General features: G+C 42.3%; 20 protein-coding genes. 7 read left to right on the plus strand and 13 right to left on the minus strand.

The genetic code is table 11. The features are described 5' to 3' along the window. Positions 1 to 101: 101 nt before the first annotated feature. From AAEY72_RS13295 to AAEY72_RS13305, 3 genes are all read left to right on the plus strand, one after another. A complete protein-coding gene (locus AAEY72_RS13295; RefSeq protein WP_352310889.1) occupies positions 102 to 1,448 on the plus strand; it encodes a sensor histidine kinase in 1,347 nt (448 codons plus the stop codon). Between the two features lie 131 nt (positions 1,449 to 1,579). Next, positions 1,580 to 2,053 (plus strand): diacylglycerol kinase, encoded by a 474-nt coding sequence (locus tag AAEY72_RS13300; protein WP_502945381.1) that lies wholly within the window; start codon positions 1,580 to 1,582, stop codon positions 2,051 to 2,053. Positions 2,054 to 2,075: 22 nt separating this feature from the next. Then, positions 2,076 to 2,801, plus strand: coding sequence for a PAP2 family lipid A phosphatase (locus AAEY72_RS13305; RefSeq protein WP_352310891.1), 726 nt, complete (start codon positions 2,076 to 2,078; stop codon positions 2,799 to 2,801). A 21-nt stretch (positions 2,802 to 2,822) separates the two neighbouring features. Here the strand turns inward: AAEY72_RS13305 and AAEY72_RS13310 are convergent, their stop codons facing one another. Then, a complete protein-coding gene (locus tag AAEY72_RS13310) occupies positions 2,823 to 4,517 on the minus strand; it encodes a phosphatase PAP2 family protein (protein WP_352310893.1) in 1,695 nt (564 codons plus the stop codon). Between the two features lie 462 nt (positions 4,518 to 4,979). Between AAEY72_RS13310 and AAEY72_RS13315 the strand changes: the two genes are divergently transcribed. Next, positions 4,980 to 5,612 (plus strand): DedA family protein, encoded by a 633-nt coding sequence (locus AAEY72_RS13315; protein WP_240215823.1) that lies wholly within the window; start codon positions 4,980 to 4,982, stop codon positions 5,610 to 5,612. Positions 5,613 to 5,956: 344 nt separating this feature from the next. After that, positions 5,957 to 7,240, plus strand: coding sequence for an adenylate/guanylate cyclase domain-containing protein (locus AAEY72_RS13320; protein WP_227669942.1), 1,284 nt, complete (start codon positions 5,957 to 5,959; stop codon positions 7,238 to 7,240). Between the two features lie 93 nt (positions 7,241 to 7,333). Here AAEY72_RS13320 and fdx read toward each other — a convergent pair whose 3' ends face one another. The 8 genes from fdx to AAEY72_RS13360 all read right to left on the minus strand — a co-directional run bounded on the left by fdx (position 7,334) and on the right by AAEY72_RS13360 (position 14,780). Continuing rightward, positions 7,334 to 7,672 (minus strand): ISC system 2Fe-2S type ferredoxin, encoded by a 339-nt coding sequence (gene fdx, locus AAEY72_RS13325; protein ID WP_010199366.1) that lies wholly within the window; start codon positions 7,670 to 7,672, stop codon positions 7,334 to 7,336. A gap of 92 nt (positions 7,673 to 7,764) precedes the next feature. Then, a complete protein-coding gene (gene hscA / locus AAEY72_RS13330) occupies positions 7,765 to 9,645 on the minus strand; it encodes a Fe-S protein assembly chaperone HscA (protein WP_352310895.1) in 1,881 nt (626 codons plus the stop codon). Positions 9,646 to 9,893: 248 nt separating this feature from the next. Then, entirely contained in the window at positions 9,894 to 10,475 is a 582-nt protein-coding gene (hscB, locus tag AAEY72_RS13335; protein WP_352310896.1) for a Fe-S protein assembly co-chaperone HscB, read from the minus strand. A 149-nt stretch (positions 10,476 to 10,624) separates the two neighbouring features. Further along, positions 10,625 to 10,945, minus strand: a complete 321-nt coding sequence (gene iscA / locus AAEY72_RS13340; RefSeq protein ID WP_025653020.1) for an iron-sulfur cluster assembly protein IscA — start codon at positions 10,943 to 10,945, stop codon at positions 10,625 to 10,627. A gap of 395 nt (positions 10,946 to 11,340) precedes the next feature. Beyond that, positions 11,341 to 11,751, minus strand: a complete 411-nt coding sequence (iscU, locus tag AAEY72_RS13345; protein ID WP_010199375.1) for a Fe-S cluster assembly scaffold IscU — start codon at positions 11,749 to 11,751, stop codon at positions 11,341 to 11,343. A 169-nt stretch (positions 11,752 to 11,920) separates the two neighbouring features. Further along, positions 11,921 to 13,147, minus strand: a complete 1,227-nt coding sequence (locus AAEY72_RS13350) for an IscS subfamily cysteine desulfurase (protein WP_010199377.1) — start codon at positions 13,145 to 13,147, stop codon at positions 11,921 to 11,923. Then, positions 13,144 to 13,653, minus strand: coding sequence for an Rrf2 family transcriptional regulator (locus AAEY72_RS13355; RefSeq protein ID WP_010199379.1), 510 nt, complete (start codon positions 13,651 to 13,653; stop codon positions 13,144 to 13,146). Before AAEY72_RS13355 ends, AAEY72_RS13350 begins: the two co-directional genes overlap by 4 nt. 482 nt (positions 13,654 to 14,135) lie before the next feature. Then, a complete protein-coding gene (locus AAEY72_RS13360; RefSeq protein ID WP_189584330.1) occupies positions 14,136 to 14,780 on the minus strand; it encodes a hypothetical protein in 645 nt (214 codons plus the stop codon). A gap of 510 nt (positions 14,781 to 15,290) precedes the next feature. Here AAEY72_RS13360 and AAEY72_RS13365 point away from each other — a divergent pair. After that, positions 15,291 to 15,563, plus strand: coding sequence for an HU family DNA-binding protein (locus tag AAEY72_RS13365; protein ID WP_045445077.1), 273 nt, complete (start codon positions 15,291 to 15,293; stop codon positions 15,561 to 15,563). Between the two features lie 407 nt (positions 15,564 to 15,970). Further along, positions 15,971 to 17,845 (plus strand): SurA N-terminal domain-containing protein, encoded by a 1,875-nt coding sequence (locus AAEY72_RS13370; RefSeq protein ID WP_352310898.1) that lies wholly within the window; start codon positions 15,971 to 15,973, stop codon positions 17,843 to 17,845. A gap of 216 nt (positions 17,846 to 18,061) precedes the next feature. Here AAEY72_RS13370 and purH read toward each other — a convergent pair whose 3' ends face one another. The 4 genes from purH to prmA form a co-directional block, all read right to left on the minus strand. Continuing rightward, entirely contained in the window at positions 18,062 to 19,642 is a 1,581-nt protein-coding gene (gene purH, locus AAEY72_RS13375; RefSeq protein ID WP_352310900.1) for a bifunctional phosphoribosylaminoimidazolecarboxamide formyltransferase/IMP cyclohydrolase, read from the minus strand. Between the two features lie 152 nt (positions 19,643 to 19,794). Further along, a complete protein-coding gene (locus tag AAEY72_RS13380) occupies positions 19,795 to 20,040 on the minus strand; it encodes a helix-turn-helix domain-containing protein (protein ID WP_189585244.1) in 246 nt (81 codons plus the stop codon). A gap of 306 nt (positions 20,041 to 20,346) precedes the next feature. Next, positions 20,347 to 21,495: a DUF3426 domain-containing protein gene (locus AAEY72_RS13385; RefSeq protein WP_352310902.1), complete on the minus strand. Its 1,149-nt coding sequence runs from the start codon at positions 21,493 to 21,495 to the stop codon at positions 20,347 to 20,349. 197 nt (positions 21,496 to 21,692) lie between these two features. After that, complete coding sequence (gene prmA / locus AAEY72_RS13390) at positions 21,693 to 22,619, minus strand: 50S ribosomal protein L11 methyltransferase (RefSeq protein ID WP_352310904.1); 927 nt, start codon at positions 22,617 to 22,619, stop codon at positions 21,693 to 21,695. Between the last annotated feature and the right edge of the window lie 92 nt (positions 22,620 to 22,711).

Here is a 22,711-nt window from a genome sequence, read left to right on the forward strand (position 1 = left end):
TTGTGAGCCATTTAACGGTCAATAACGATAAACTGGTCGGGCGTATTTATATCCCTGATAACCTATACTTATCTTCTGCTACTATCAAGTAAGCCCATGCCATGTTTAATATAGATTCTATAGCCAATAAGTTTCGTGTGTCCTACCTCTTATTTGCCTTGTTACTGTGCGCCACTTTTGTCAGTATTTTTTTGTATGCCGAAATGCGAATAGAGCAGGATTTGGTTAAAGCTCGTCTGTTACAGCAGCTAGAGCTCAGTCAGAAAGAGTATGGTGACCAGACGGTTTATACGGCAGAACCAGGGATTAAAATTTATCGTTATGATAGTGCACCGGAGAATTTAAAAGCCATAGCGACTGAAACGGTACAAGAGATTTCTGTCACTGTTGATAAGGGCGCAGACAAAACGAACACTGAACTGCATTTCTTTCACTATCACCGCGACCAACAAAATTACATTTTGACCTACCTAGAAAACACCGATATGGTGATGGAAAATTATCCTGTTTTGGCAATCTTTGAGCATTTAGAGGACATATTTGCGGCTGCCTTGAAAGCTGCTGTCATTTTAAGTTTATTGATTGCTATTGTCTTTTCTCAATTGTCTTCCAAGCAAATCATCAAGCCTTTACTGGCTTTAAAGCGGGCAGTGGAAACAGACCATCGTAACTTGACAGAGTTGACCCATTTGCCGTCGGAAGTCGGAGTGTTGGCTCGAGCGATTGATGAAAAAAACCATAAACTGGAGCAGTATCTAAAACGCGAGCAGCTGTTTACAGGTGATGTCAGCCACGAGCTACGCACACCATTGACAATCATTATGGGCGCGTCTGAAGTGTTGGCCTCACAGTTAGAACATGACAGCCGCTTGAGCGAATTTACCAATCGTATCAGCAATACTGCCAAAGAGACCTCTGAAATTATCACGGCTTTATTATTGCTTTCGCGTGCGCCTGAAAAATTGGATGCGCCGCTAACATCCATTAATAGCATTGCAGTCAATGAAATTGAACGTTTAAAGTATTTGCTGCGTTATAAAACAGTGACCTGCACAGTGGTAGCAGAACAAGAATACACTGCCTATGTGCGACCTGAGTTACTTAAGATGGCGTTGGGTAATTTGATCAAAAATGCGTTTCAGTATACGGATGATGGAGAAGTCATTGTCACTATCGATGCTAAAAAAATAACAGTGACGGACACTGGTCTGGGTATTCCTGAAGTTATGATGCCTCTGCTTTATGAAAGGTTTGAGCGTCTAAATCACAGTGATACCGACAATCAAATGGATAAAGATCTATCCCCTAACTTTCATTCTGTTTATAAAGTAGAAGGTACGGGGCTAGGGCTTAGTATCGTGCAGCGTATCATGACTCATATGGGCTGGCAGTTAACCCATCACCCCAATGAAAGTGGTGGTAGTACGTTTAGTATTTATTATCAATAGCACTCATCAATGCGAGGCATTAAAAAATGTCCATAATTTTTTAATGCTTTCTTAACGTTGTCTTAACCTTTGCTATCTTATACTCAACACTTGCAGGATATCCTACTATTCATGAGTATAAAGAGTTCAATATGAGCAAAGTCACACCCTCTCACTTTGACTATAAAAAGCCCGATTTTGAGCCTACAGGCCAACCGGTTCCTATCCCATTACTTGCAATTGATAGTTATGCCAGTAACGCGAAAGGTAAAAAAGGTCTTGCCCGTATCGTCAAAGCCACCAGTTACTCTATAGATGGTTTTAAAGCAGCTTACCAATTTGAGGCGGCCTTTAGACAGGTTTTGTGGCTCAACTTTGCCTTACTCATGGCACTCATCTTCACGCCTTTTGATCTCAGTATAAAAATGCTGCTGATAGTCGCCTCTTTCTTGTCATTGATCGTTGAGCTATTTAATACGGGTATCGAAGCCAGTGTTGACCATGCTTCGACAGAGCAGCATCCACTGGCCAAAATAGCCAAAGATGTCGGTTCTGCTGCACAATTTTTGGCATTACTGCTTTTGACCCTGCTATGGCTGATAGCGCTATCTAGCACTTTCTTGTGAATCCTATCTTTTGGGTGTATCAATGACTGTAAAAACCAATTCCGCTGATTGGGCTTGGCTCAAACTCTTGTGCCTCACCCTCATTGCGACACTGACATTTGAGCATAGCCAATTGGACCTTCGTATCAGTGAGCTTTTCTATGCAAATGGTCGGTGGCTGATAGATAAAGGTGCGCAGCCTTACGCGTTTATATTTTATGATTTACCTAAATTATTGCTGATTTTGCTCGGCATTTACTTAATAACCGTGTTAATCATCAAGTATAGACAGCCCTTGATTAAAACCTCTCTGCCCAATAAATCAAAATTTGATAGATTCCTTACTCCTTTATCGGTGCGTGAGATAAGTTATCTTTTGAGCGTATTGATTATGGTGCCGTCTACCATTGCTATGCTCAAAGGTGTGACCCACGTCAGTTGCCCCAATCACTTGATGGTTTTTAAAGGTGACTTACCATACCTTAATCTTTGGCAAAACATAGTGGCTATGACACCCGCCAAGTGTTTTCCAGCAGCACATGCTAGCGCAGGATTTTCTTTATATGGCTTGGCGTTTTTACCGACGCTACGACAATATCGCTATAGAATCTTTGAGACAGTCACTGTCTTAGGGTGGACGATGGGAGGGTACAAAATGCTCTTTGGCGACCATTTTTTTAGTCATACCTTGGTATCGATGCTGCTGTCTCTGACAATTGCTTGCGCACTCGCAACAGTATGCTTCAAAAAAAGAGAGCTCATATATTGATGATATTTCCTTAATGCTTGTTCAAGCATTTTTAGCCAAGACCCTAACCTTATCAACGAGGGACTTGGGTAGATAATCGTCATTGACATGCGCTTTTGGATACTGCTCGTTGATCCAAGTAACGTAATTATCGGTAGTCAGTTGTCCTCGATATATCAGATATAAAGCGTGCAGGGCGACACTACGGGATAGTCCCATTACGCATTGGAAGTTGATAAGGATTGTTTTGCTAGGCAGCTTTTTTTTAGTGATATTAGTCGCTATATCAAGGGCTGTTAATGTGTCTATCTGTTTAAACAAATGAATAAAGTGTTGAGTATCAATCTCTCCTAACGACTGTAAGTCTAATAGTGGAAAATAAAGATATCTCATCTGAACAGCAGCAAATGATGGATGAAAATCGCAGGATAATGAGCTGTCATGATTAACGTCTAAATTACTGACATCTAAATGACCAGCGTCTAATTTTTGTGCTTGCGCGTAGATATGGTGGGTATGCAATGCTTGTTTTAAACTCAAACTATGACTGTTGGTTTCCACAGCCGAGTCAATCACAATAATCATCGCAAAGTTAGAAAAGTATGAATAATGCTCATCGCTCATTTTAGATAAGCCAAATAATTTTGGGGTAGCAACTACATATACCGAGTCTGCTATTTTATGTGTTGGACATCTATCAGTATGGTTCAATGAGCCAAAATCTGACTTTGTATGTTGAGTGAGCTGATACCGTTGCCCGACATACCACATCAGCCGGTAACCTAATAGTAAGGGTGCAAACTTCAGCCAAGTAGATAGGAGCAAGCGCCCTTGCTCATCCTTTGCAAACCAACGTTTGTCGCGAGGTTGATTCGGATATTGATAAGCCCAAGCTAAGACAAAAAAACTTAACATCCAGTACGTGGCGACTAAACGATATAACCCTGCAAAAGTGATAGAGGTCATGCTTCTATTGAGCATAAACCCTGCTATCGATAGGATTAAAAATCCCGATATTGCCACTGTCAGATACTTTAAAACCAAATTGTTTTGCAGCTTATTGGTTATTACCAGTATCAACGCTGCCAGTAACAACCCACCAGCAATATCTAGTAGATGATGCTGGTAAGTCAGAACGGTGGATATGATGATGAGACTACAGATACAGCAGAGCGTCAGGCGATAGAGCGCAGATTTTGAAAGTTGCCATAATGACGTCCCTAGTAATACAGCATATGTCACATGCAAGGAAGGAAACTGATTAAAAGGTTTGTCTGTTATATGCAAAAACTGATAGCCATAGTGTGTCCAGCCTAAAACTGTAGGGCGCTCAAAAGTGAATTTGGCGGGAAACACATAAAAGATAAAACAAGCAAAAAGGGTAGCTAGGATTAACTTGCGCGTTAATAAGGAGAGTTGTGCTGGCATTTTTACCATAAAGAAACTGGCGCAAAATAGCATGATAGACCAGCTATACGGCACAATCATCAGCGCAACAAAGGGAATCGCTGTGTCAATCGGTGTGGCTAGTATATGAACTTTCTTGGGCCATATAGGGTTAATGCTACTTAGCTTAGAAAGCTGAGTACCATAAAGCTGAGTACCATAAAACTGAGTATCATAAAAAAGTATTTGTGCATAGATATTAGTCAATGAGTACAGAAGAGCAAAGACCCCTAACGCGCACGCTAAGGAGATCCATCTGGATGTCATTGAAATAGGCGAATTACTGGTCATAGGATTTGTCTAATCGTTACCATAGTGCAAGTGCTATAAATAGCATAAAACAGGATGTTTTGACATAAATGAGGTTGAGACTAGGGTCTATTGAACATTCAAATATTAGGACTGCTGATCGCTAAAATTGCTCCAAACCTTTTATCAAATCAGGCGTAAACCGACGATAATGTCGAGACCTTAGCTAGGTTTACAACAACGTTTGGGGTGATTTTAGCATCAGCCCCAAGTATACAAGCAGGGGCAGGACTATTTTTTGCCAATACATGGCGAAATTGTCTAACCTAGAATGACTAGGCGTCAAAAATTTCACTGCGTATTGTCTAAAAAATAGCCACTGCCAGTTCCACATTTGAATGTTCAACAGACCCTAATAGCAATGTTTGGATAGTTACATTTTTAGGTTTACTCAAAATTAGAAAAATAAATCGTCTATAGTTTTAATAAGGGGAGGCAGTAATTATGAATCAAATCAGCGAATGGGTACTCAGTATTATGGCAAAGTTTGGCTATTTTGGTATTGTGTTTGCCATGTTTGCCGAAAACGTCTTCCCGCCGATACCCTCTGAAGTCATTATGCCAGCGGCTGGTTTTGCCGCGTCAAAAGGCGACTTAAATTTAATGCTGGTTATTGTTGCCGGTACACTAGGTGCCTCACTTGGCGCGTTGCCCTTATATTATTTAGGTCGTGTATTTGATAAAGAACGTTTGGTCGCGTTTACCCAAAAATATGGCAAATACGTTTTCGTTAAACCCGATGACGTTACCTCTGCAAATGATTGGTTCGATAAACACGGCAAAACAGCCGTGTTCTTTGGGCGTATGGTGCCTGGCGTTCGCTCGCTCATCTCTATACCTGCTGGCATGAACAAGATGCCGCTATTGCCTTTTTTAGTATTGACAGCGTTAGGTGCCAGTATTTGGACTACCGTATTAACGTTAGCGGGATATTATCTCGGACAGAACTATGAGGTCATCGAAGGCGTATTGGCCCCTTATTCTAAAGGGTTTGGCATATTGGCTGTGATAATTATCATCGGTTGGCTTATCAAGCATCGTCGGCAAAATAAGTACCGTAATTCCGATTTAAAATAGATTCAAGGTAAAATAAGTGATAGGTGGTATACTTTTGGTTATATATGACATAGTTTTTAACATACTTAAAAAGTATAATATCAATTATAATATAGTGATAACTGACTAATATCCGACTTGATAATAGAGGTAGTTGATGCACCTGTGCTATCTTCGTAGTCTTTTAGTCTTTCCAACCATCTGTTTTGCTTAAGCGAACACTTTATATGCCTTTTTTAGACACGCTGAGACCAAATCGCCCTTCAAAAAATGAAGGGGTATATCGATGTGACTATCCAGAAGTCTTCGTCTTAATTCTCACGGTCATACTCCTCGCGTTACATTTTGATTTTAGATCTACCTCAATGGCACTTCTTGTTATTGTTTGTCTGCCAAGCTTAATGATACTAATCTACAATTATCGTCGCCCAAAAAGTTTTTGGACGTCTAATATTGTCATTATTTTATTGTCTGCGGTCATCGGATCAGTACAGTTCTGCATCATTATTTCGCTGAGTTTAGCTGCGCTCATAGGTCTCAGAATTATCATTAGTGGCTCTGAAAATAATTTAAAGCTGATCGCCAGCTCAATCATAACGGTCATTGTTTTTTATTATGTTAGTGTCACTTTGGCCATAGCTGAGATAGATTGCTATGAAGGCTGGACAACACCAATCGTGTTATTGGCAAGTATGGCGGTTATTCTGTGTCAGTTTCAGTATATGTATCAAGAATATCTCGGTTATGAAACGCGTGCTAATCAAGCAGTCGGGCGTCTAAGCAGGATGGTCTCCGTTATTAATAAGTTAACACGCTTCATACCACCGCAAATTTGGGAACCTATTGTCAAATCTGATAGCCCAGTCATCGTTTCTAATAAGCGTGCTAAGCTGACGATTATGTTCTCAGACATCGTTGGTTTTACCGAATTGTCCGATAGTTTGAGCGCTGATAATTTGGCTGACATTTTAAATACCTATATGCACTGTATGACTTTAATAGCCAATAAACATGGCGCCGTGCTTGATAAGTTCATTGGCGATGGCATGGTGTGTTTTTTTGGTGAACCAAAGAGCCGCGGTGCTCGCCAAGACGCGCTAGACTGTATCGCAATGGCGATAGATATGCGTCGTGAGATGCGCACTTTAAGACAAAAATGGCGGCTCATGGGTTTTGAAGGACTGTACATACGCATTGGAATTACGACAGGTTACTGCCATGTTGGTAATTTTGGCAGCAACAATCGTCTCAGCTATACCTTGATCGGTAAAGAGGCCAATTTAGCAGCCAGACTTGAAGCGAGTGCTGGTAAAGATGAAATATTAGTTAGTGAGAGTACCTACGACTACGTCTGCCATAATTATGAGTGTCAGCACGCTGGTGCATTTCAGCTAAAAGGCTTTGATGATCAAGTAAATGCTTGGCAAGTGCTTGATCCTGATGCCGATAAGGGTCATCTCTCTAAATGGGTTGATCACACGCTGCCAGGTTTCAACTTGCATTTGAACTTTAAAGATATGAAAGATAATGATTATCAAGATATCAGGGCGCGCTTAAATTTTGCGCTTGAGCGGGTTGAACAAGAGGAAGAAAAGTTGGCAACTGATATAGCAGCAGAATGCAAACGTGACAACAATGGTCATAAATAATCGTCTAAAAGCAATATCTATAATATTAAGCACAAAAAAGCCAGCTATCATGACGATAGCTGGCTTTTTTAACATAACAGTAAGATAGGTTGTTTAATGGTTTTCTTTGGCATGGTTGAGCGTATATTTAGGAACCTCGATGGTCAAATCCTCATCATCGAGCATAACCTGACAAGATAGGCGTGAGTCAGGCTCTAAGCCCCAAGCACGATCTAATAAATCGGCCTCAATGTCGTCCATCTCATCTAAACTATTAAAGCCTTTGCGAACGACCACATGACACGTAGTGCAAGCTTTTGACATCTCACATGCATGTTCAATTTTAATGCCTTTTTCTATTAGCGCCTTACATAGGTTGCTACCAGCTTCTAGCTCGACTTCGGCGCCTTCAGGGCAAATTTCATGATGCGGTAATACAGTAATTTTTGGCATAAATCGTCTTTCCAGTGCTAATCAATTAAAAAAATAAAAATATAAGAGATGAGCTTAGTATGATCGCTAAGCAGCATTCTTAAACGTATCTGCTACCAATCTTGGGCATTCGTACCTGCCATGCTGGCTTTGACGCTTTGATTCATAATACGGGCAGCAAAGGCATCGCTATGAGGCTTGAGCTGAGCCTGCTTAGTTTCGATAAAGCTCAAGTCATTAGTGTCGAGTGCGGCTGCTAGAGCTTTGATTTGCTCTGCTAAAATGCTTTGTTCTTCAGAGGATAGTAATGTTGAAAACTCATTGAGTGCAGATTGTAGAGCGAGTACTTCACGCTCTGCTTCTACTTTTGTTTCGATTAAAGAGCGTGCGTTCTTATCTTCCTCTGCATACTTAAATCCAGCCACCAATAATTGCTCTTTTTGCTCGTCAGATAAACCATAAGAAGGCACAATCTCAATCTTACTTTCTGTTTTGGTGGTGGTCTCTTGCGCACTGACAGTTAGCTGGCCATTGGCATCAATACTAAAGGTCACTTCGATACGGGCAAACCCAGCTTTCATCGATGGAATGCCATATAACTCAAAACGTCCCAATGAGCGGCAGTTGTCCACCGTCTCGCGCTCACCTTGTACCACATGAATCACCATGCCTGTTTGACCATCTTGGTACGTGGTAAATACTTGGCGTTTTTTGACTGGGATAGGCGTATTACGTGGAATCAGTACTTCAACTAAGCCGCCCATGGTCTCAAGACCGAGCGATAATGGCGTTACGTCCAACAATAATAAGTTATTGTCGCTATCACCGTTGACCAACTGATGCGCTGTCTGTGCTGCGCCCAAAGCAACCACTTCATCTGGATTCAGACGACACAGCGGCTGCTTGGCAAAAAATTTAGTGACAACTTGCTGCACAGCAGGCATACGAGTAGAGCCACCGACTAAGATAACTTCATCTAGGTCTGAGGTAGATAGCTTGGCATCACGTAGTACTTGTTCGCAGACGCTTATCGTGCGGCGGCTAACAGGTTCTGTAATAGCCAGCAAATCTTCACGGCGCAACACACCTTGATAAGCCTGCTCATTCACAGTGATATCGATATCAACTTGTTGATCGTCAGTCAATGCCTGCTTATAAGCTTTGGCTTGTTGCGCCAGTATTGATTTGTCATGACGACTCACATCTTTAGGATCGATGTTTAATTGTTTGATAAGCCAATTGGTTATCAGACGATCGATATCATCACCACCTAACGCACTGTTACCGCCAGTTGCCAATACTTCAAAGACGCCATCATTTAGCTTCAAGATAGAAACGTCAAAAGTACCACCACCCAAATCATAAATTAAGTAATAGCTTTCTTTATCACCATTTTGCGTAGCTTGGTCGAGACCATAGGCGACTGCCGCAGCGGTAGGCTCATTTAATAGACGCAGCACATTGATACCGGCTGCTTGGGCGGCATCTTTGGTCGCTTGACGCTGAGCTTCATCGAAGTAAGCGGGAACGGTAATCACCGCACCTTCAATACTGTCTGCAGGCAATGCAGTGGCGGCACGTTGTTCAAGCGTTGCCAATATCCGCGCTGATACCTCAACAGGCGACACTTCGCCTTGAGCAGTCACGAATGCTGGCATATCATCTTTATTGCCACTTAATTCATAAGGATGAGAGAACTTTATATCAGCTTGGCTACGACCCATAAAGCGCTTAGCCGAGACGATCGTATTTTTTGGATCATCCGCCAAGTGGGCTAGGGCATCGTAGCCGACAAGCGGGTTGCCTGTGCTTGGATAATAGACCACAGAGGGTAATAGAGTATCGTTAGCTGCGCCTGCTTCTAACACTTGCGCCTTGCCTGAGCGCACCACGGCGACCAATGAGCGCGTGGTACCAAGATCAATCCCTAGGCCAAAACGATGCTGATGGGGTTGGGCACTTTGATTAGGTTCGGCAATTTGCAATAAAGACATAAGATAACTCAAAGATAAAATGAATAAGTGAAATGTGGCAAATACAACATAGGCGCTATGACAGTCAACGGCTGCGATTCTTCTCTAACATAGAAGAGAGTAGCGTTTAATAGTGCTTAAAATAAGGGATTATACGGTATCGTTGGGACTATTTTAACTATCGTTTTAAATATAGCTTTAAATAAGAGCAATAAATTAGAAAAGCGTGTATACATTATTAATAATACAAGCGTTTAAATATTCATTATCTAAACGTATAAATCATCATCATCTGAATGTTCAGACGTCGCGACCTCATCAAGCCCTGTCGTCACGTCAGCATTTAACTTGACCAAGAATTTCAGTTTTTGTGTCGCATCAATCGCCGTTTGCCAGTCCTTGCTTTGGTACGAGTCACTAAAACGCTTAGACTGTTTCGTCAAACGTTCGGTAATCTGCGGATGTAATTGCTGTAAGGTTGGGCGATTTTTGTCTTCAATCGCTTCATCTAATTCGATACGCATCTGCATCGCATCTTCTAAAAAGTCTAAATCTGCGATTGAGTGTTCTAGGTTCTGTGCTTGTCCTGCCATATCTAACAGATAGCTCGCACGGCTATCAGGCGCACTCAACGCTTGATAAGCTTGGTTAATCAATGCTGACGCTTGCTCAGACTGCTGTTGCGCTTGTGCAGCGTCTGCCAAGTTCTTGGCGACATTGTCAGGGTGGTAACGTTTTTGTAGCAGACGTAGATGTTGATCGAGACTACTTTGATTGACGTCAAATTGTACAGGCTGCTCAAACAGGGCAAAAAAGTTATCAAACTGTGCTTCTTGAGTAATATCTGTCATATCATACGCCTTGCTTTTTCTATTTATTTTTAAAGTGTTGTCAATATCAGAATAGGTTTGCTATTTGGTCGACCACACTGACTTAATTGTGGCAGCATTCTTTTATCATTGCTTAAGAGCAAAGTCAGCACCCTTAAGCCCTTGAATCATTAAACGGTAAATGACTCACCACAACCACATTCGCCTTTTTGGTTGGGGTTAGTGAACTTAAAGCCTTCGTTCAATCCTTCTTTTTCATAGTCCATCAATAAACCATCTAAATAGACCAAGCTTTTAGGATCAATAAAAATACTGACATCACGGCTTTCATAACGCGTGTCATTTTCGTCAGGGGTATCTACGAACTCTAAAACGTAAGCCAAACCTGAGCAACCCGCTGTGCGGATACCCACTCGAATGCCTTCACCTTTACCGCGATTGTCCAAAAAGTCTCGAACATGCTGAGCGGCGCGTTCTGTCATTTCAATCATGCCAACTCCCATTGACTATTAATTATAAGTATCAATAAAAAATCTGTATAGACTGGCAACTGGAATCACAAGTTTGCCAAAATAATATGATAGGGCGTGTCATCAATTAGCACATTAATACATTTAGTGGCCTTAAAATGGCTAAATTTTGCTAAACATCGTCAGAAATCTTGTCAATATGTTCATATTAACGGCAATTTCTTCCTTGTTTATCTACAATTTTTCTCATTTTAAGACTCACAATCTAATTAATGACACGCCCTAGCGGCTATTAGAAAATAAAAGGTGACAATTACATAAGTGTCATTGTCACCTTTTTAGCATCAGTAGCTGCTTAACGTGTTGCTACTTAGCACTGCTAATTCTACGCAGCGCACAGGCCAGTAGGTTTAGCCTTAGATAACAGCTTCTTCGGTTACTGCTGCTGCGCCGTGCTTATCTTTATAGTCGCTAATAGCAGCTTTGATAGCATCTTCTGCAAGTACAGAGCAATGCACTTTTACTGGTGGTAATGCCAATTCTTCAGCAATGTGACTGTTCTTAATTTCACCAGCTTGATCCAAGCTCTTACCTTTTAGCCACTCAGTAACGAGCGAGCTTGAGGCAATTGCTGAACCACAGCCGTAAGTTTTGAAGCGTGCATCTTCGATGATACCGTTATCATCGACTTGGATTTGTAGACGCATCACATCGCCACAAGCTGGGGCACCAACCATACCAGTACCAACGTTTTTGGCATTTTTGTCAAGATTGCCGACGTTGCGTGGGTTTTCGTAATGATCAATAACTTGGTCACTATAGGCCATGGGGTTTTCTCCTAGTTAGATGATGAGCAGTGGCTTCTAAAAGTTGAAACACTACCCACTCATCGATAATTGGGGTCAAACATTTAGTTAATAAAAATGGTATTTATAACTGTCTGATCAATCGTTTAATAAATCTGTTTGATGTTTATATCGCTATATATACTTAAATTTAGTGCTCAGCCCATTCGACTGAATCTAAATCAACACCTTCTTGGTACATATCCCAAAGTGGTGATAGGGCACGTAGTTTATCAACGGCTTCGTGCATTTGCTTGATAATCGTATCGACGTTTTCTTCAGTGGTGTAGCGACCGAAGCTAAAGCGAATAGAGCTGTGTGCCAATTCGTCTGGACGACCGATAGCACGTAGTACATATGACGGCTCAAGTGTCGCTGACGTACAGGCTGAGCCTGATGATACAGCCAAGTCTTTAAGGGACATCATTAGTGATTCACCTTCGACGAAGTTAAAGCTGATGTTCACAATGTTAGGAACGCTATGCTCTAAATCACCGTTTAGGTAGATCTCTTCGATATCTTGTAGACCATCCCACAGTTTTTGGCGCAGTTTGGCTGCATGGGCATTGTCTTCTTTGTAGCTATCATTGGCTAAGGCAAATGCTGCGCCAAGACCGACAATTTGATGCGTAGGTAGTGTACCTGAACGCATACCACGCTCATGACCACCGCCATGTTGCTCTGCTTTTAGGCGAACACGTGGCTTACGACTAACAAACAAGGCACCGATGCCTTTAGGACCATATGCTTTATGACCTGAAAAACTCATTAAGTCGATTTTCATCTCTTGAGTGTCGATAAGAACTTTACCAACAGATTGTGCACCATCAACATGAAATATAACACCAGCTTCACGAGTGATTTCGCCAATAGCGGCTACATCAGTAATAGTACCAAGCTCGTTGTTTACCATCATCAGTGACACTAAGATAGTATCATCGCGTAGCGCTTCTTTGACTTGTTCTGGAAAAATAAGACCAGTACTTGGCTGCGGCTCAAGATACGTAATCTCGAAGCCTTCTTGCTCAAGCTCGCGGCAAGTATCTAATACAGCTTTGTGTTCGATTTTACTGGTAATGATATGTTTACCGCGAGACTGATAGAAGTGTGCGGCACCTTTAATTGCTAGGTTATCAGACTCAGTCGCACCAGAAGTAAAGACGATTTCGCGTGGATCAGCGTTGATGACTTCTGCCACTTGCTGACGCGCTGTTTCTACTGCTTCTTCTGCTTGCCAGCCGTAGCCATGCGAGCGCGAGGCAGGATTACCAAAGATGCCATCTACCGTCAGATATTCGCTCATCTTAGCTGCAACTGACTTAGCAACTGGGGTGGTGGCGGCATAATCTAAGTATATAAGGTTGTTATGTTGGCTCATGCTGGGTTTGCCTCGCTGGTCGATAGGGTAATAGTATTGATGTCTTTTATTGAAATATCTTTGGTAACGGTCTGCTGACGGTCTGAGACTGACTGCACGTTTTCCATGTCTAATAATTGCGCTAATGTTATATTTTTCAAGTACTGTTCGATATGATTGGACAATGCACACCATAAATCATGGGTTAAGCACATTGTACCACCTTGGCAATCACCGCGTCCTTCGCACTGCATCGCATTCACAGATTCATCGACAGCGGAGATAATACTCATCACATCAATTTCGTGCAATGGCTTGGCCAAATGATAGCCACCTGCTGCACCGCGGATGCTCGTGACTAAGCCACGTTTACGAAGCTTAGAAAATAACTGTTCGAGATAAGAGATAGATATGGATTGCCGCTTAGCAATATCGGATAGCGATACCGCTGTCTCTTGTTGGCTAGTCTGTAACGCCAGATCTAATAACGCAGTAACGGCATATCTGCCTCGAGTAGTCAAACGCATATGTTATCTCCCAACTTCTCAGTTATAAGTGTATTTAACAACGATCTTAGTCAAGTAGTTTTGGTAAAAGCGAACTTTTGCCTCTGTTAATTATCTATCAACTAAGTGTGTCTTATCGCTATTAAACAACAGATGGTGAACCCGATGTGTGCAACGATAGAGTAATTATACTTAATCCCGAGTAATTTAGTCAAGATTAAAGTGTGGTTGAATGGTTAATCCAATTGATTACTATGATTGATAAAAACAATGGTGGTTGAGATGCGGCGTAGAAGGGCTTCAGAGCGCATATCGTAAAATATCTGCATCCATTTTAGATTTTTTTCGAATTCACAATGAGTAAATTAAAGCGATAAAAAAGCGTTTGGTAGCTTATTAAAGCTATCAAACGCTTAATGGTCATTAAAGCAATCATCTAACAGGTGCATTATTATTTATGAATAAGTATGTTTATCAATAAACATCACCATCATTAACAAAAACTAGTTCATCAATAGTGCTATGACTGAACCAATCATAATGACAAGCGCCATAATAGTCACAATCATCAATGTCTTCTGTTTGCTCTGCAACTCTTTTACCGTGGTTTCAAGCTCACGGTTTTTAGTCGTCAATGTACTGATTTGTGTCTGTTGCTCTTTGATACGGAGCTTATAGTTGTCCTTCTTTTCGGCCATTTCCGCGTCAGTAGGCTTAGACTTACCTTTGCCGCCTTTTATCTTTTTGATAAGACCCTGAATCAAGTTGCCGAGACCGAGCTGCATGATAAATTGCTTAACCAATTGCACTTGTACTGACTCACCGCGCATTTGTAATTTTTCGGTTGTTTCGCTATCGTGAGTGGTGATTGCATTGATGACTTGGATACTGTAAGCATTGATAACCACATCCGGCTCACTACGGCCAATAGGTAGCTGAGCATCTAATAACACGCCTTTGGTACTAAAGGTGGCAAAAATTTCTACATGCGGTAAGTACAGGCGAAGTGCGACGACGGTGCCTTGCTTGGCAAGCGGATAAGCGGCTTTACGTAGCTCGGGATCTAAACGTAACAGTAGTGTCAGAGCCGACTCAATGAACACCAGAATAATATTAAGAAAAGAGTGAGACAACGTAGAACGCTTCATGTAAATAATCCGTTTTTTATTTAGCAAATTAAAATTAAAGTTATCGAATCAACTCAAGTTGATTTTTACTAAAAATTTGCAGTGATATTTTGCTTATAGTAACGCCTTTATAATAAAAAGTAACGCTAGTTTCTGTCAGTAGCAAAATTATTACAGTACAATTTAGCAGTCGATAAAGACACCACTATTTATGACTGGCAATGCACAGACACCAACTGACCAAGGTTTTCAAAGCCTAAAGAGACATGCAGAGGGTGTTTTGAGCTAAAGTAGTTGGCTTGTATAGACGTTGCAGATGTTTTGCGTAACATTGGGTGTCAAATACGTAGTACATGGCACAAAAATATGTAAAATCGCTTGCGCTCCTTATGCTGCCTTGATATAAAGACGATAACAAAGCGAAACCTGTTAATACGCCAGTCAGGTAGTTTTTATTGCGTAAGTGCTATGAGAGCGTTACAATGCTTGGCGTGAGCGTTTATTACCCCCCTTAAACTTGAAGGAAATTTTATGAATAAGTCAGAATTGATTGATAGCATCGCAGACAAAAGTGGTCTAAATAAGACTCAAGCTGGTGATGCCTTGAATGCTGTTATGGAAAGTGTTGGCGAAGCTTTAGAAGCTGGCGATAGCATCTCACTAGTTGGCTTTGGTACTTTTAGCGTAAAAGATCGTAAAGCCCGCACTGGCCGTAACCCTAAGACTGGTGAAGAACTTAGCATTCCAGCAAGCAAAGTACCAAGCTTCAAAGCCGGTAAAAACTTAAAAGAGCGCTTAAACTAAGCCGTTATCTTTAAGTTACTCTATTATAGACAAGCGCTGCATAATGACTCGCAAGACGAATAAAAACAGCGTTTGTTGGCAGTTAAGTAATAGATGGTCGCTGATAGTTTAGCGCACATTCTAAGCGCTAGCCGAAGCAGCAAAAAAGCACCTAAATATTAGGTGCTTTTTTTGTAGCCATAGTTTGTATCGTACCACGTGAATATTTTGAGTCTACCGTAAAAATCACGTATCATAGGGCGCGCGATAGATGTGTTGTTTGAGTAAGGCTTTTTCACTCAGCCCTATACTCCTCTATAAAATGCACATGTTCTTCTTCTTACCATTGCCGGCTTAGATAGCATTGATATTAATAATAGTATTACAATGGTTTTTCATCAATATAGGTTAATAAAGCAGAGATAACTATGGATAAATTGCGCGATTTCTTAAAAAGCTGGCCAGGTCGCATTTTATTGATTTTATGCCTATCGCCGCTCGCTCTATTGGGTGTCGAAAGCTACTTTGGTGGTGGCGTTGATCCCAACCAAATTGCACAGGTAGGTGAGGCAAGTGTCGGATTATCAGAGTATCAGACTGCTGTCAATAACCGGCGTACTGAGACATTAGAGCAAATTGATGATGCCAGCTTATTAAATGAAGATGTGCTGCATGAGCAGGTGCTAAAGGGCTTGATTGATCGGACCTTGTTAGAGCAACAGGCTGGTAAGCTTGGTATGACGGTGTCTGATGACACGATAAATCGTCTGCTGCGTCAAGAAGAAGTTTTTCAGGATGCTGATGGTAACTTTTCAAATGACCAGTTTTCAAACTTTTTGCGTCAACGCGGCATGACCAAAGACCAGCTATTTACAGAATTTCGTAACCAGTTAAGTCTTGATCAGCTCAATGCCAGTATCGTTGGTACGGCAGTGTATCCGATGCAAGCGGTCAGTCAGTTGATCGATCTGCAGCTAGAGTCGCGCAATATTTGGTTGCACCGCTTTAATTGGCAGGATTACCAAGAGCAAGTGAAGCTGAGCAAAAACGACATACAAGCTTACTATGATGCCAATAAAGACACGCTAAAAAGCGCGGCAATGGTAGACTTGGCTTATCTGCAACTGAGTCCTCAGACCGTTCCAGTGACTGATGTCACAACAAAAGATTTGCAACAGCAATATGAAGCCTATAAGCAACAGCTGGCTGTAGTCGATGAGCGCAAAATCAGTCAAATTTTATTGACAGGTAAAGATGCAAAAGCTCGCGCAGACAAAGTGAAAGCCCGTTTGGACAAAGGCGAGGCTTTTGGTAAGCTTGCTAAAACACAATCAGATGACCCATCAAGAGAGACGGGTGGCGATATCGGCCGCTTTAACCCTTCTGTGTTTGGTAATGACGCAGCAGCAGTTGAGAAAGCTCTGGAAGGGCTGAGTGTCGGCGATGTGAGCGCACCAGTTAAGACCAGCTTTGGTTATCAGATATTTACGGTCACCGAAGACAATGGCAAGAAGATCCCAAGCTTAGAGAGTATGCGTGATGAGCTAACCGCTAAAGCAAAAGAATATAAGCGTCAGGAGATGTATGCCGATAAAGTGACTGCGATTAACGACTTGGCAGCAGATGGTTTTAGTATCGAAGATATCGCTCAGCAAGAGAATGTGACGCTAAAACGTCTCAAGGATTATCGTAAAGAAAACAATCAGTCAGCATTGTCGCAACCGGCAGTTATTAAGCAAGCCTTTGATGAGTTTACGATTCAAGACCAAGCGGTTACCGCCGGTATTGAAGTTGGTAATGGCACGGTATGGGTACAGCCAAGCAATTATCGTCCTACTAAAACACTTGCTTTAGCAGCGGCTACGCCACGAATCACACAGACATTACGTCAGAAAAAAGCCACGGCATTGGCATTAAAAGATGCTAAGAAACTGGCGACTGGTATTAAAACAACGGCAGATATTGCTAAACAACCAGTCAGTTTTCAAGCCTTAGGTGAAATAAACCGTCAAACCACACGATTGACAGAAAAAGAGCGAGGTTTGGCGTTTAGTCAGCAAGCGGCCAATAATGGTGTCGTTGCGATTGCGAGCGAAACAGAGATGGGTGCGACGTTATTGGTCGGTGATCGTATCAAGACCGAGCAACAGTCACCACTGTCTGATATGCAACGCGCGCAAACTGCCTCCATTATCCGTGATAACTTGGGTCAAGATCAGCTACAAGATTACTTAGAGTATCTACGTCTAGTGTATAAAGTCGAGATCAATGAGACTAATATGGCTAATGCGCAAGGGCGCTAGAGATAAAGGTGTTGAAATAAGAGTATTAAGGGAAATATGACGTAATTGCTAAATCGTTTTTTCTAAATACTTTTATTAAATTTGACCTATAAAAAAGCCACTATTTATAGTGGCTTTTTTAATGGATATTGCTTTTATCCTAAGAATGTAGCATTAACAGCGATATACAATTCAATACGGCTGTTAATGCCAGTTTTCAAAGTGATAAGACACAGTTTAATGGCGGAAATGACGCATACCTGTAAATACCATTGCGATACCATGCTCATTCGCCGCAGCAATCGTCTCGTCATCACGCATAGAGCCGCCTGGCTGAATGATCGCAGAGATACCTACTTCAGCTGCGTTATCGATGCCATCACGGAAAGGGAAGAAGGCATCTGATGCCATTACTGCACCTTCAGTGGCAAGTCCTGCATGTTCCGCTTTGATAGCCGCAATACGTGCTGAATTGACGCGGCTCATTTGACCTGCGCCAACCCCGATAGTGCGCTGACCTTTGGCATAAACGATGGCGTTCGATTTGACGTATTTTGCGACGTTCCAGCTGAACAGTAAATCAGCAATCTGCGCTTCAGTTGGTTGCACGTCCGTGACGATTCTTAGGTCGCTGGCAGTAATCAAACCTAGATCTTGCTCTTGTACGAGTAGCCCACCGTTAACACGCTTATAGTCGAGCTGGCTTTCGCGCTGCTCAGGCGTTGGTAGCTCGCCACATACCAAGACACGCACGTTTTTCTTAGCAGCAGTCGCCTCAAGCACACCATCTTCGATACTAGGTGCAATAATCACTTCTACAAACTGATTGTCGATAATCGCTTTTGCAGCAGCAACGGTCAATGGGCGGTTAAAGGCAATGATGCCACCAAAAGAAGATTCAGGATCCGTGCTAAATGCAGTGTTATAAGCCGCTACTTGGTCGGTATCGACCGCGACACCGCAAGGATTGGCGTGCTTAACGATAACACAGGCAGAGGCGCTGAATGCTTTTACGCACTCAAGCGCCGCATCAGTATCAGCGATATTGTTATAAGACAGTGCTTTACCTTGTAATTGCTTCGCCGTAGCAATAGAGGCTTGCTGACTTTTTAGTGGATGGTTTTCGGTATAAAAGGCCGCGTTTTGATGTGGGTTTTCGCCATAGCGCAGGTCTTGGGCTTTTTCTAGCTGTACGTTAAAGGTACGTGAAAAGTTCTCTGGCTCTTGAGTCTCATTGACTCGGCTACCTAAGAAGTTGGCAATCATACCATCGTATTGTGCAGTGTGCTCAAAGGCTTTAACTGCCAAATCGTAGCGTAAAGCAGTGGTCAGTTCTGTACCATCGCCTAAGGCAATAAGCACGCGATCATAATCCACTGGGTCAGTAATAATACCAACGTGAGCATGGTTTTTGGCAGCAGAACGTACCATGGTAGGGCCGCCGATATCGATATTTTCAATCGCATCGTTCATCGTTACATCAGCACGAGCGATGGTTTCCGCGAATGGGTAAAGGTTTACCACGACTAGATCAATACGCTCAATTTGATGATCGCTCATAACAGCGTCATCAGTGCCACGGCGCCCTAGAATACCACCATGAATTTTAGGATGCAGCGTCTTAACACGGCCATCCATCATTTCAGGAAAACCAGTGTAATCTGATACTTCGGTCACCGCAACGTTATGCTCTGTCAGTAGTCGATAAGTGCCGCCAGTCGATAGCAGAGCAAAACCTGCTTTAATGAGGCCTTGAGCAAATTCAACGATGTTAGACTTATCGGAGACCGACAGTAGGGCAAGTGGGGCTGTACTCATAAGAACTTTCCATAAAAAAAGCCTGACGTAAACGTCTGGCAAGGTGATAATGGCATTCGCTGTAGACGTTATCACTATAGATAAAGTCATGAACGATACACTGCCATACATAATGAGGGTTAATGACGATCGATAAGCTCATATAGGTGAGGCTACATCAAGTTATAAGTTTTGAGTTTTTTGCGTAACGTACCACGATTGAGACCTAAAATTTGCGCACATTTGGTCTGATTGCCTCGTGTTTGTTCAAGAACGACAGACAGTAGCGGCTCTTCGATTTGTTTTAAGATGAGCTCATACAAGTCGGTAGGTATCTCATCACCCAACATCACAAAATACTGACGTACCACGCGTTCTACATTCACACGTAAAGGTTCATGAGTCTGGATATGGCTCATACGGTTATCTGAAGGCTCTAAATTGTGAATTGAATGCTGATAGTTGTCGTCATTATAATCGGCAAGATGCTCAGAGCTTTGGGCAAACCGATTGGCATTATGCTGTGCATGAGGTGCCATAAGATAATGTCCTTGGGATTAAAAAGAGTCAAACTATAGGGGTTAGAGGAATATTATAACAAATTAATATCGGCTAGCACTGACAGATTAGACGTTATCTTAGTGGTGATACCATGAAACTAATGTCATCACTAAGATCATTTAATCTAAAATCATCTTATGAAGCCCTATTTATTAAAGTTTTGCTTAATAAACGGGACTGACACTGACTTCACGAATTTGAGCATTGGCAATGGGTATCGTAAACAGTAACTGTCTGCGACTGTCAGCGGCTATTTGGCTTTGGGTGCTCAATAGATAATCATCTGGCGCTGCAATAAACTCTCCGAGGAGGGCAGTTGCACCGTAAACGCTGACCTTAACACTAGGGTAGAGCTGTGCTTGTACGCTTTGGTTATTTAGCGTCGCACTTACTTCACTAAAAGTACCCGTTGTTTTAATTTGGCTGGGTTTGTGACTGAGTTCAGTGATTGTCAAGGCAGCCAAGTCGGCACTAGGTAGGCTGCAAGCAGCGATCGTACAGAGGGTTTGTAATCGTTCCGCATGAGCAGGATTTTTTACCAAGGTTTCCAAATTAAAAATAACGTACTGGGCAAAAAGCAGTAGCACCAAGACCAAACAGCCTAATGTCCACAATAACGAGGCAATCGAACGTCGCGCTGGTGTCGGAGTGAATTTTGCTTGTGCCTCCATTTTTTTGACCCGCTCTTCATGCGTGCGGTCTTCGTCTTTGAAGGGCACACCCATGCTGAGCAATAGCTGTGATAAGTCCGTATCCTCTTGGACGGTATTATCATTTTTGTTTTGCTCTTTGAGCAAATCTTCAAGCCATGCGTTATCAGTCGTATCATCAATATTTGCATGAATATTATTAGCTTCGGCTGAACTAAGCGCAACCTGAGCTGCTGATTCGTCACTTTTATCAAGATTATTGTGCTGCTTACTGGTTATCGAGGTGGTATGACTGTTGCTATCTGCTTTGCTTAGCCAAGCATCCATGCTGGCTAACGAGTCATACTCCAAATTGTTTTCATCCGACTCTTCAATATCCATATCGTCATAAATTAAGCCGTCATGAATTAAAGTATTAGAGAATACTGTTGAAGATGGCTTGTTACTGGATGGTTTGGCATTGCTTGTATTATTAGGATTGGTTGTCGTGCTATCTGTAAGATTTGGCGGCGTATCGGTGGTGACGATAAGATGTCTATTGACCAAAAAACTCTGCTGACACTGATCGCAGCAGACGGTTGCATTCACTTTATTTAACTGCGTTTGTTTTAACTTGAAGCAAGCTTGGCAATGAGGGCACTGAGTTTTTATTGGCGTGGTCATAGGGTCGAATCCAAAAAAGTATGGTTATCAATACCGCGTAGCCACTCACCAATAGTTGCCTGCAACGCTCAGGCTTCCACAGTAAACACTCATCGTTAAATGTTTGATACATATATGAGTGATAGATAAGGACAGAGTGGCGTCAAACACATAACATTTGACTGCCTCTCTATCGTAACAGATGTAATTACATGTTGCTAGCCTGTAAATGTACCAGACAAACGCTGCCAATGTTGGTCTTCTTGCGCTGTAAAAGCGTGCTTCGGATCGAGCGCAAAGTAAGGCTGATAAGCAGCAGTCACTTCTTCAGTTTGTGACTCGATTAAGCCAGCTAACACGATACGACTTTTTGGTGCCATTAAGGTGACAAAGTAAGGTGCTAAGCCAATCAGTGGCTTGGCTAAAATATTGGCGACCATCACTTCTACAGGTTTAATGTCGTTTTGTTTCCAATAATCAGTAAACTCCTCTGGCAAAAATGCTTGCAAGCGATCATCGACATGATTACGTACGGCATTTTGGTTGGTCGCCAGCACGGCTTGTGGGTCGATATCGACAGCATAAACGTGACGTGCCCCCAACAACAACGCCCCAATGCCCAAAATACCCGAGCCGCAACCATAATCAATCACGATTTTATCGGTCAGATCTTGCTCTGTTAACCAGTCGAGACAGAGGCGAGTGGTGGCATGATAACCAGTACCAAAAGCCAAACCAGGGTCCATAATGATATTGGTCGCCTCAGGATTAGGCGGCGTTATCCAGTTAGGCACAATCCATAAATTGTTGGCACATGGTATAGGATGGTAATTGCTCATCCATTCGCGTTCCCAGTCTTTATCATCTACCGCACTTAGCCAAATGCGACTGGCGTGTACCTGTGCGCCAATTTCGTGACTTAACTGTTCAACCGCATGACGACTACCAATGTCTGTTGTGGCATCGAACAATCCTGTCAGAATGACCTCATCCCACAAGGGTGATTCGCCAGGTAATGGTTCAAATAGAGGTTGATCCCCTGCGTCGTCTAAGGCGATTGATAATGCACCTGCTTCTAGTAACAATGCCTCGGCGAGATCGACGTTTGCTTTTTCACATTGTAAGTGCAGTTGTTGCCATGCCATAACGATAACCTTAATCTAGAGTAAAAATGAATGGGTGTTCTGGATAAATCCCAGCTTGTAGTAAATAGTGAATGAGCAGCCTACTTAAAGTG

It is taken from the genome of Psychrobacter sp. W2-37-MNA-CIBAN-0211 (assembly GCF_040309405.1).
GTDB classification, from domain to species: Bacteria; Pseudomonadota; Gammaproteobacteria; order Pseudomonadales; family Moraxellaceae; genus Psychrobacter; species Psychrobacter glaciei.